This window comes from Sphingomonas bacterium, assembly GCF_903643035.1.
Taxonomy (GTDB): Bacteria; Pseudomonadota; Alphaproteobacteria; order Sphingomonadales; family Sphingomonadaceae; genus Sphingomonas.
Map to the genome: position 1 here is coordinate 1 of NZ_CAHJWW010000096.1, position 9,659 is coordinate 9,659.

Annotated in this window: 8 protein-coding genes; 6 read left to right on the forward strand and 2 right to left on the reverse strand. The window is 68.9% G+C overall.

Annotated features, from left to right (window positions below; genetic code table 11):
• Window positions 1-113 precede the first annotated feature (113 nt).
• The 6 genes from HUV01_RS07785 (at window position 114) to HUV01_RS07810 (ending at window position 6,515) form a co-directional block, all read left to right on the forward strand.
• Entirely contained in the window at window positions 114-1,844 is a 1,731-nt protein-coding gene (locus HUV01_RS07785) for a type II and III secretion system protein family protein (RefSeq protein ID WP_174297728.1), read from the forward strand.
• Between the two features lie 23 nt (window positions 1,845-1,867).
• Window positions 1,868-2,512 carry a CpaD family pilus assembly protein gene (locus HUV01_RS07790; RefSeq protein WP_254606477.1) on the forward strand — a complete coding sequence of 215 codons (645 nt, stop codon included), beginning with the start codon at window positions 1,868-1,870 and terminating at the stop codon, window positions 2,510-2,512.
• A 2-nt stretch (window positions 2,513-2,514) separates the two neighbouring features.
• Window positions 2,515-3,834 (forward strand): pilus assembly protein CpaE, encoded by a 1,320-nt coding sequence (locus tag HUV01_RS07795; RefSeq protein ID WP_174297730.1) that lies wholly within the window; start codon window positions 2,515-2,517, stop codon window positions 3,832-3,834.
• 112 nt (window positions 3,835-3,946) lie between these two features.
• The gene (locus HUV01_RS07800; RefSeq protein ID WP_438827158.1) at window positions 3,947-4,912 is read left to right on the forward strand and encodes a type II secretion system F family protein; all 966 of its coding nucleotides are present in this window, start codon (window positions 3,947-3,949) and stop codon (window positions 4,910-4,912) included.
• Window positions 4,909-5,925: a type II secretion system F family protein gene (locus tag HUV01_RS07805; RefSeq protein ID WP_174297732.1), complete on the forward strand. Its 1,017-nt coding sequence runs from the start codon at window positions 4,909-4,911 to the stop codon at window positions 5,923-5,925. Before HUV01_RS07800 ends, HUV01_RS07805 begins: the two co-directional genes overlap by 4 nt.
• A gap of 182 nt (window positions 5,926-6,107) precedes the next feature.
• Entirely contained in the window at window positions 6,108-6,515 is a 408-nt protein-coding gene (locus tag HUV01_RS07810) for a hypothetical protein (protein WP_174297733.1), read from the forward strand.
• 12 nt (window positions 6,516-6,527) lie between these two features.
• Here HUV01_RS07810 and ppdK read toward each other — a convergent pair whose 3' ends face one another.
• Window positions 6,528-9,248: a pyruvate, phosphate dikinase gene (ppdK, locus tag HUV01_RS07815; RefSeq protein ID WP_174297734.1), complete on the reverse strand. Its 2,721-nt coding sequence runs from the start codon at window positions 9,246-9,248 to the stop codon at window positions 6,528-6,530.
• 103 nt (window positions 9,249-9,351) lie between these two features.
• A partial coding sequence (locus tag HUV01_RS07820; protein ID WP_254606478.1) for a DALR anticodon-binding domain-containing protein occupies window positions 9,352-9,659 on the reverse strand: 308 nt, incomplete at its 5' end.

Below are 9,659 nucleotides of genomic sequence, written 5' to 3' on the forward strand. Positions count from 1 at the left end.
ATCGGGCGGCCACGCCGGCGCGATCGCCGGCGATCGCGGCGGCCATGGCCCGACGGTGCGCGTCGCGCGCGGCAATTCAGTGACCGAAGTTCCGGTCGGGGGGACCAACTAAGATGCGTATCGCAAGCCTGCCGCTCGCGCCGGCGATCGCTGTCGCGCTGATAGGTGCCGCCGCCGTCCCGGTGATCGCCGGCCCCGGCCGGTCCCAGCATCCCCGCCAGACCGCCGGCATCGCATCAATGCCGCCCGGCACGCAGCATCCGACGCTCGAGACGCGGCTGTCGATCGGCGAAGGCCAGCTCATCACGCTGCCCGCCGCCGCCGCGAACGTCTGGATGTCGAACCCCGACGTGGCGGACGTCTACATCAACAATCCGCGCCAGGTGCATCTGTTCGGCAAGAGCTTCGGCGAGGCCACCATGTTCGCGGCCGGTGCGAACGGCGCGATCATCTATTCGGCCTCGATCCGCGTCAGCCAGAACATCACGTCGGTGGACAAGATGCTTCAGGTGGCGATGCCCGGTACGCAGATTCAGGTCGTGATGGTGGGACAGATGGCGGTGCTCACCGGCACGGTCGGGTCCCCCGACGACGCCGCGACCGCCAAGCAGCTCGTCACCGCCTATCTCAATCCCGGCGTGGACGTGTCGGCGGCGAACTCGGCGCTGAAGATCGGCGTCATCAGTCGGCTGAAGACGGCGACGCCGTTGCAGGTGAACCTGCGCGTGCGGTTCGCGGAGGTCAGCCGCAGCTTCGTCAAGAGCATTGGGGTGAACCTGACCAATCGGGCGAGCGGCAACCCGATCTTCAGCATCAGCCGCGGCCGGCAGGGGACGATCACGACGATACCCGGCAATCCCGTGGCCGGTTATGTGAACGGCGCACCCGTCGATGCGGCGGGTGCGCCGATCGCGACGACGACGACGGGCGGCCTGCCCGGAGATACGCTGTTCACCCAGCCCGGCAACACGGGCATCGGAACGACGCTGGGCCTTGCCGGGCATTTCCTGGGCGCGGACATCCTCTCGTCGCTCGATCTGGGCGAGACGATCGGCCAGGTGTCGACGCTCGCCGAGCCCAATGTCACGACGCTGTCGGGCGAGACCGCGACGTTCCTCGCCGGCGGCGAGATACCGATCCCGGTCAGCCAGGGGCTGGGCGCGGTGTCGGTCGAATACAAGCAGTACGGCGTCAGCATCGCCTATACGCCGACGGTGCTGTCGAACGGGCGCATTTCGCTGCGCGTGCGGCCGGAAGTGTCGCAGCTCACATCGCAGGGCGCGGTCACCATCTCGGGCGCGGTCATCCCGGCGCTCTCCACCCGACGGGTCGAAACGAGCGCCGAGCTCGGCTCGGGCGAAAGCCTGGTGATCGGCGGCCTTCTGCAGAACGATCACAACAATTCGATCACCAAGACGCCGGGGCTGGGCGACGTGCCGATCCTGGGCGCGCTATTCCGCGACAACGCGTTCCAGCGCAACGAGACGGAGCTGGTGATCGTCATCACCCCGTATCTGGTGAAGCCGGTGAACGCGAACGACATCGTGCTGCCGACCGACGGCTATCAGGCGCCGACGGACCTGGCGCGGATCTTCGATGGCAAGCTGAGCGGCGGCCGGACCGGCGGCGACCGGCCCAAGCCGACGATAGCGCCGCCGCCCTCCGCCCCGGCAGGCGGCGTCCCCGCGGGTGGACCCGATGGTCCCGCGCGGCCCGCCATCGGCGCGGTGGCGCCCGTCCCACCCGCCGATCCGGATGCCGAAGCGGCCGATCGCAAGGTCGACAGGCGTGCGAGGAAGAACGGCAAGGCCGTTCCCGCCGCCCCCGGTTTCTCCAGCAACTGATGCCGGCCCGAGGACAGATGACGATGATCCGACGCTCGCTCCTTCTCCTGTCGCTCCCCGCGCTGGCGCTCGCCGGCTGCTCGGGCACCGTCAATCGCGGTCTCGACTCGGTCCACCAGCCGGTCGTGTCGCGCACCGACTATACGTTCGACGTCGGGACCGACGGCGCCGGGCTGTCGCCGGGCGAGGCCGCGCGGCTTGCGGGCTGGATGCGCTCGCTGCGACTCCGCTACGGCGACCGCGTCTCGATCGACGATCCCGCCGGCGATCCGGCCGCGCGAGAGGCGATCGGCGCCGAGGTCGCGCGCTTCGGCCTGCTGCTCGCCGACACCGCGCCCGTCACCGGCGCGCCGGTCGCGGCCGGCACGGCGCGCGTCGTGGTCAATCGCGCGGTCGCCTTCGTGCCGCACTGCCCCGACTACAGCCGCAACGGCAGTCACGAGTTCGCAGGCAGCACGACATCCAATTTCGGCTGCGCCGCCAACAGCGATCTCGCCGCGATGGTCGCCGATCCGGCCGACCTGGTGCGCGGCGAGCCGGGCAGCGGGACCATCGACACGGCCACGAGTTCCCGCGCGATCGACGCCTATCGCAAGGCCGCGCCCACCGGCGGTGGCGGCACGACCATGAAGACCGAGAGCGCCGGCGGCTCGGGCGGAGGCAAATAGCGATGAACGCCCCCTGGAAACCCGCCGGCGCCGGCACGCGCGAACCGTTCGTCGCCTATCTGTGCGACGACAATACGGTCGACACCGTCCGCCCGATCGCGGCGGAGCTCGGCTGGTCCCCCGATCAGGTGAACAAGGGCGGCCTGCGCAACGCGGTCCAGTCGCTGTCGGTATCCGCCAGTCCGCAGATCCTGTTCGTCGACCTGTCGGAGTCGGGCGATCCGCTGGGCGACATCAACGCGCTCGCCGAGGTGTGCGAGCCGGGCACGGTCGTGATCGCGGTCGGGCAGGTCAACGACGTGCGGCTGTACCGCGACCTCGTAGCGTCGGGCATCCAGGACTATCTGCTCAAGCCGCTGCATCCCGATGCGCTGCGCGACGCCTTCACCCACGCGCAGGCGCTGCTCAACGCACCCAAGCAGGTCGAGGCGTCGACCGATCGGCCGCATTGCTCGACGGCGGTGATCGGCACGCGCGGCGGGGTGGGCGCGTCGACGGTCGCGGCCTCGCTCGCGTGGCTGCTCTCGACCCGGGAGGCGCGCTCGACCGCGCTGCTCGACCTCGACGTGCACTTCGGCACCGGCGCGTTGTCGCTCGATCTGGAACCCGGCCGGGGCCTTACCGACGCGATCGAGAACCCCGGCCGCATCGACGGGCTGTTCATCGAGCGGGCGATGGTCCGGGCATCGGACACGCTCGCCGTCCTGTCGGCGGAGGCGCCGATCAGCTCGCCCGTCATCACCGACGGCGCCGCCTTCCACCAGTTGCAGGAAGAGATGCGGGCGGCGTTCGAGACCACGGTGGTCGACCTGCCGCGTGCGATGCTGGTCCAGCATCCGCATCTCGTCGGCGACGTACAGGTGGCGGTGGTCGTCACCGAGCTGACGCTGGCCGCGGCGCGCGACTCGATCCGCATCCTGTCGTGGCTCAAGACGAACGCGCCGGGCACCCAGGTGTTCGTCGTCGCCAATCGCGTCCATGCCGGCGCGCAGCTGGAGATTAGCCGCAAGGACTTCGAAGGCTCGATCGAGCGGAAGATCGACCACCTCGTGCCGTTCGACCAGAAGCTGGCGGCTCAGGCCGCCAAGCTCGGCAAGCCGCTGGCGGAAGCGGGCAAGAGCTCGAAGACCGCGGCTCCGCTGCTGGAGCTCGCCCACGCGGTCGTCAACGTGGGCGACGGCAGCGCGCCCGCGGCGGCGAGCGGGAAGACGCCTGGGAAAACGGGGGCGAGGGGCGCGGGCAAGAGTTCCGCGGGCACAGGGTCGCTGATCGGCAGGTTCGGCGAACTAAGGGGCCTTATGCCCCGCCGCGCGAAGAAGTGACGCGCATGCGCCAGGGGACCGGACCCGGCCGGGCCGGAATCAGTGCTCGGGCTCGGAGCCTGCATCTGCCGGGCGCGACGCGCAGCCGGGGGAGGGACGTCGCGTGCCGTTGATGTCGGTGATGATCGTCTCGCTGGGCGGCCTCGCCGTCGTGGGAATGGTGGCGTCCGCGCTTGCGGGGCCGTCCGCGGGCCGGGCGGGCGACCGCCGCCTCGCGGCCCTGCGGGAACGTCATTCCGCCTCCGCCACCGCGGCGGTCGACTCGCAGCTGCGGCGGATCACCGCCGGGCGCGCGACCCGGATGGACCTGGCGGCCGGGCGGCTGCTGCCCAATGTCGAACAGCTCAAGAAGCGGCTGGCGATGACGGGCAAGGGCTGGTCGGTCGGCAGATACGGCATGGCGTCGGCCGGGCTGCTGCTCCTCGTCACCGCCCTGCTGTGGCTCAAGGGGCTGCCGGTGCTCCTGGCGCTGCTGGTCGGGCTGTTCGTCGGCGCGGGCCTGCCGCACTGGTGGGTCGGCCATACGATCAAGCGGCGGGTGGGCAAGTTCACCGGCAAGTTTCCCGACGCGATCGAGCTGCTGGTCCGCGGCCTGCGATCGGGTCTGCCGATCAGCGAGACGGTGACGGTGATCGGGCACGAGCTGCCCGGCCCGATCGGCGAGGAGTTCCGCGCCGTGTCCGACAAGATGAAGATCGGCCGCACGATGGACGCGGCGCTGCAGGAGACCGCGGACCGGCTCGGCACGCCGGAGTTCCAGTTCTTCGTGATCTCGATCGCGATCCAGCGCGAGACCGGCGGTAACCTGGCAGAGACGCTGGCCAACCTTGCCACCGTGCTGCGCTCGCGCCACCAGATGAAGCTGAAGATCCGCGCGATGTCGTCGGAATCCAAGGCCTCCGCCTATATCGTCGGCAGCCTGCCGTTCATCGTCTTCGTGATGATCTGGTTCGTGAACTCCAGTTATCTCATGCATTTCTTCACCGACCAGCGATTGATGGTCGCCGGTATCGGCGGCTTCGTGTGGATGGCGATTGGCGGCTTCATAATGGCCAAGATGGTGAGCTTCGAGATATGACCCTCACGCCCGCCCTTGGAACTCCGCATCCGACGCTGCTCGGCGTCGACGTGATCTGGTTCGCGACTCTGCTGTCGGGCATCGCCGCCTTCATGGTCCTGCTGGCGATCTATGCCGCGACCAGCGTGCGCGATCCAATGGCCAAGCGTGTCAAGGCGCTGAACGACCGACGCGAACAGCTGAAGGCGGGCATCACCGCCTCCACGTCCAAGCGACGCGCCAAATTGGTCCAGCGCAATGACACCGCCGATCGGATGCGCGTCTTGCTCTCCAGCCTGAAGGTGCTGCAGGACAGCCAGCTGAAGGCCGCGCAGGTCAAGCTGATGCAGGCCGGCATTCGCTCCAAGGAATGGGCGGTCGCCGTGATCTTCGGCCGGATGGTGCTTCCGGTAGTGGTCGGCGGCCTCGCCGCGACATGGGTTTATGGCTTGGACGCGTTTCCGAGTTGGGCGCCATGGAAGCATTCGATGTTCGTCTGTGCCGCGCTCGCGCTCGGCTACAAGGCGCCCGACATCTTCCTGAAGAACAAGATTTCCAAGCGGTCCGACGCGATCCGGAAGGGTCTGCCCGATGCGCTCGACCTGCTGGTGATCTGCGCGGAAGCGGGGCTGACGGTGGATGTCGCCTTCCATCGCGTCGCGCGCGAACTTGGCCGCGCCTACCCCGAACTTGGCGACGAGTTCGCGCTGACCGCAATTGAGCTGGGCTTTCTAACCGACCGGCGCTCGGCGTTCGAAAATCTCGCGACCCGGGTTGCGCTGGATGCAATCAAGGGCGTGACGACGACAATGGTGCAAACCGAGAAATATGGCACTCCGCTCGCCAGCGCGTTGCGCGTCCTATCGGCGGAGTTCCGTAACGATCGCATGATGCGCGCCGAGGAAAAGGCCGCTCGGCTGCCGGCGATCATGACGGTCCCGCTGATCCTCTTTATCCTTCCGACGTTGTTTGTCGTGATCCTGGGACCCGCAGCCTGTTCGATCAAGGATGCGTTCGTCGACGGCGGGCACTGAAGACCGCAAGTGCACTAAGCTAAATTGGTGAAGTTGCTGCGCAGTGACCGACACAGCAAGTAGGTCTGCCAAGTGGAAACCGCCGCATGCAAACGGTGGCTTTGCCGACACCGCTTCGACGCTCTCGGTTCCGGCAACCCGAGCGCGCTATCGTCGTTATCTTGCTATAGCAGGAGGGGCCAATGCTGTTTTCGACTCCAACGCAATTCATCGTGCTTGCACTCGCGCTCGTTGCCGGCTGGCTGCTTGGCCTCGCCAGTCATTCAGGTGGCCGCAAGTGGAAGGACCGCTACGCAAGAGAGCGCGAGGCCCACGCCGCCGCGCGGCGGGAGGCCGAGGCGAAGCTCGCCGAGGCCAACAGATCGACCACCGATGCTCGCCGCAACACCGACGACCGGCTGATCCAGGCCAACGCTCGCATCGCCGAGCTTGAAGGGGACAATGCCCGGCTCCCGGCCGCACCCGCCGTTGTCCCGCGTACCGGATCGGCGCAGCTTCCCGGCGATACGCCGGCCTATGCCGCCAGCGCGGCGCGACCGGCGGTCCGTACCTCCACGGGCGAAAAGCGCGGCTGGTTCGAACTGGATTAGAAGGGCGGGAAGCTACATGGCGGGCTTGCGCATGGCCGCCTGCGCCGCCGCCAGCCTGGCGATCGGCACGCGATAGGGCGACGCACTGACGTAGTCGAGGCCGATGCGTTCGCAAAAGGCGATGCTCGCCGGATCGCCGCCATGTTCGCCGCAGATGCCCAGCTTGATGCCGGGTCGCGCCGTTCGGCCGCGCTCGGCCGCCAGTTCCACCAGTTCGCCCACGCCGTCGATGTCCAGGCTGACGAACGGGTCCTTGGAATAGATCCCCTGCTCGACATAGGCGCCGAGGAAGCGCGCGGCGTCATCCCGGCTGACGCCAAGCGTGGTCTGCGTCAGGTCGTTGGTGCCGAACGAGAAGAACTCGGCGGTCTCCGCTATCTCGCCGGCCTTCAGCGCGGCGCGCGGCAGCTCGATCATCGTCCCGACGAGATAGTCGACGCCGCGCCCACGCTCGGCGAACACCGCCTGCGCGGTTCGGTCGATCAGCGCCTTCATCAACTCCACCTCCCGGCGGGTCGCGACCAGCGGGATCATCACCTCGGGCACCGGCGCTTCCCCGCGTTCCGCGACGTCGATCGCCGCCTCGAAGATCGCGCGCGCCTGCATCTCGTAGATCTCGGGATAGGTCACGCCCAGCCGGCAGCCGCGATGGCCCAGCATAGGGTTGAACTCGTGCAGTTCGGCGGCGCGGCGACGCAGCGCCTCGACATCCAGGCCGGTCGCCTTCGCCACCTCGGCGAACTCCGCCTCCTCGTGCGGCAGGAACTCGTGCAGCGGCGGATCGAGCAGGCGGATCGTCACCGGCAGCCCGGCCATCACCTCCAGGATGCCGACGAAGTCCGCGCGCTGCTCGGGCAGCAGCTTGTCGAGCGCGGCCCGCCGGCCGGCCTCGTCGTTCGCCAGGATCATCTGGCGGACGGCGGTGATGCGCGCGGCGTCGAAGAACATGTGCTCGGTCCGGCACAGCCCGACGCCCTCCGCTCCGAAGTCGCGCGCGACGCGGCAGTCGGCCGGCGTCTCGGCATTGGCGCGGACCTTCAACCGGCGCGACGCGTCCGCCCATGCCATCAGCGTCCGGAAGTCTCCCGACAGTTCGGGGAGCACGGTCGGCACTTCGCCGATCATCACCTCGCCGGTCGCGCCGTCGATGGTGAGAAGGTCTCCCTCCTTCACCTCGCGCCAGGAAGCACCGGCGCCACAGCGCGCGACCCGCTCCTTCATGTCGATCGACAGCGATCCCGCGCCCGACACGCACGGCCGCCCCATGCCGCGGGCCACCACCGCCGCATGGCTGGTCATGCCGCCGCGCGCGGTCAGTATGCCCCTGGCGGCATGCATGCCGTGTATGTCCTCCGGGCTGGTCTCGGTGCGCACCAGGATCACCGCCTCGCCCGCCGCGGCTCGCTTCTCGGCGGTATCGGCATTGAACACCACCACGCCGCACGCCGCGCCCGGCGACGCGGGCAGCCCCTTCGTCAGCACGTCGCGCGGCGCCTTGGGATCGAGCGTCGGGTGCAGCAGCTGGTCTAGGCTCGCGGGATCGATCCGTCCGATCGCCTCCTCGCGCGAGATCAGCCCCTCGTTCGCCATGTCGACCGCGATCTTCAGCGCCGCCTTGGCGGTGCGCTTGCCCGACCGCGTCTGGAGCATCCACAATTTGGTCTTCTCGACCGTGAACTCGATGTCCTGCATGTCGCGGTAATGCGTCTCCAGGCGATCGAAGACGCTCGCGAGCTCGCCGTACACCTGCGGCATCGCCTCCTCCATCGAGGATGCCTTCGCGCCCGCCTCCTCGCGCGCGGCGCGGGTTAGGTATTGCGGCGTGCGGATGCCCGCGACGACGTCCTCGCCCTGCGCGTTGATGAGGAACTCGCCATAATAGGCGTGCGCGCCCTTGGCGGGATCGCGCGTGAAGGCGACGCCGGTGGCGCTGGTGTCGCCCATGTTGCCGAACACCATCGCCTGGACGTTCACCGCCGTCCCCCAGTCGGCGGGGATGTCGTGCAGCCGGCGATAGACCCTGGCGCGATCGGACTGCCACGATCCGAACACCGCGCCCACCGCGCCCCAAAGCTGATCGTGGACGTCCTGCGGAAACGGCTTGCCCCATTGGTCCCGCACCAGCCGCTGGTACTCGGCGACCAGTTCCTTGAGGTCGGCGGGCGACAGCTCGGTATCCAGCGTCAGGCCGCGGTCCTCCTTGGCCACCTCCAGCGCCTCCTCGAAGGCGCCGTGATCCAGTTCCAGCACGACGTCGGCGTACATCTGGATGAAGCGGCGATAGCTGTCCCACGCGAACCGCTCGTCGTCCGCCGCCCTTGCCAGGCCCTCGACGGTCTCGTCGTTGAGACCAAGGTTGAGCACCGTGTCCATCATGCCGGGCATCGACACCCGCGCGCCCGACCGGACCGACACCAGCAGCGGGTCCGCCGGATCGCCGAACCGATGACCGGTCAGCCCCTCGATATGTGCGATACCGGCGGCGACCTCGGCGCGCAGGCTGTCGGGGAAGTGCTCGCCCTCTTCGTAGTAGCGTGCGCACATCGCGGTCGAGATCGTGAAGCCGGGCGGCACCGGCAGGCCGATCGACGCCATCTCGGCAAGGTTCGCTCCCTTGCCGCCCAGAAGGTTCTTGTTGCCCGCCTCGCCATCGGTGCAGCCGCCGCCGAAGCGGAACACGTACCGATCGTCGGTGGTCTGCGTGTCGGGCCGCTCGTTCACCACAGACGCCATGCCGGTTCTCCAATACTTCGTGTGGACGATTGTGCATCGCAGCGGCCCCGGCGGCAAGTCGGGCGGCCAAGGTCGTCGTTCCGCCGGGACATGCGCCGTACCGTCAGCCCTCGATCCGCGAGAAGTCCGCCACGCCATGCACCGCATCGCGCACGCGGGCGAGCAGCGCCAGCCGGCGCTCGCGGGTTGCGGGATCGGGGTCGTTGACCGTCACCTGGTCGAAGAACGCGTCCACCGGCGCGCGCAACGACGCGAGCGCGGTCATCGCGGCGGCGAAGTCCTCCCGCGCGACCGCGGCGGCGGCGGCGGGCTCCGCCGAGTCGAGCGCGTGAACGAGGGCGGCTTGCGCGGGAGGCTCGTCTCCCTCTCCCGCCGGGAGAGGGAGGGGCCCGCTCGGCGCAGCCGAGTGGG